Genomic DNA, 1,237 nt, shown 5'->3' on the forward strand with positions numbered 1-1,237 from the left:
CACCTACAATATAGGCTACTAAGATTTTATCTCCAAATGTATCTTCTTGCGCTACCACAGTAACTTCTTTAATGTCTGGATGTTTTCCTAATATTGTTTCAATTTCACCTAACTCAATTCGAAACCCTCTAATCTTAACTTGTTTATCAACTCTTCCTATATATTCTATATTTCCATCAGGTAAATATTTAACTAAATCACCGGTCCGATATAATCTATCATTAGAGCTATTCTTGAATGGGTGTGGAATAAATGATGCTTTTGTTAATTCAGTTTGATTTAAATATCCTCGTGCTAATGCGATACCTCCTATATAAAGTTCACCCACTGTTCCCATAGGGACACGCTTATGATCTTTATTTAATACATATGCCTCTACATTGGGCATGGGCCGACCAATAGGAGGTGCTCCATCTCCTTTATATATTCCCGCGACAGTATAAACTGTGGTTTCTGTTGGACCATACGCATTAATAAAAAGGTGATTTTGCATCCAGCGTTTTGCAACTTTTTCACTACAGGCTGATCCCGCAGAAGTAACAACCTGTAAATCTTTAAATACAGATTCATCTAACAAATTAAGTACCGTAGGTGGTAAAAGTGCATGTGTAATTTTATTTTTTTGCAAGAACTGAGTAAGTGGTTCAACTGGCATAATATCTTGTTGACTACATACATATAAGGTTCCACCTGAAACTAGGCTAGTAAATATCTCAAATACTGAAGCATCAAATGATAATGAAGCAAATTGAATATTTTTACTGTCTGCATTCATTTTTGTTAAATTAATACTAGAAATAATAAAATTACATAAGCTCTTTTGTTCAATTAATACCCCTTTGGGTTTTCCTGTAGATCCAGATGTATAAATTACATATGCCAAATTATCTGGTTTAACTTCAATTGTAGGATTTATACTTTTTTCTTTTGAAATATTCATTTCATGTTCTTTTATATCAATACAGTCTATTTCTTTAGGTATCCACTGTGTTGAATGGCTTTTGGTTAGCAATACTTGTATATTGGCATCTTTCAAGATATATTCAAGTCTCTTTGTTGGATATGCGGGATCTAGTGGGACATATGCACCACCAGCTTTTATTATTCCTAATATACTTACAATCATCTCTAAAGAACGTTCTATATAAACCCCTACCATACTTTCAGGTCCTACGTTTCGTTTCTGTAGATAAAAAGCTAATTGATTTACTTTTTCATTTAATTCCTTATAAGTTAA

At 32.7% G+C, this 1,237-nt stretch carries 1 protein-coding gene; it reads right to left on the reverse strand.

All coding sequences use genetic code 11. The features are described 5' to 3' along the window. On the reverse strand, positions 1-1,237 hold a 1,237-nt coding region (locus tag AC1DMU_RS29440; RefSeq protein ID WP_476941693.1), incomplete at both ends, for a non-ribosomal peptide synthetase.

This window comes from Bacillus sp. 01N45 (assembly GCF_056399205.1).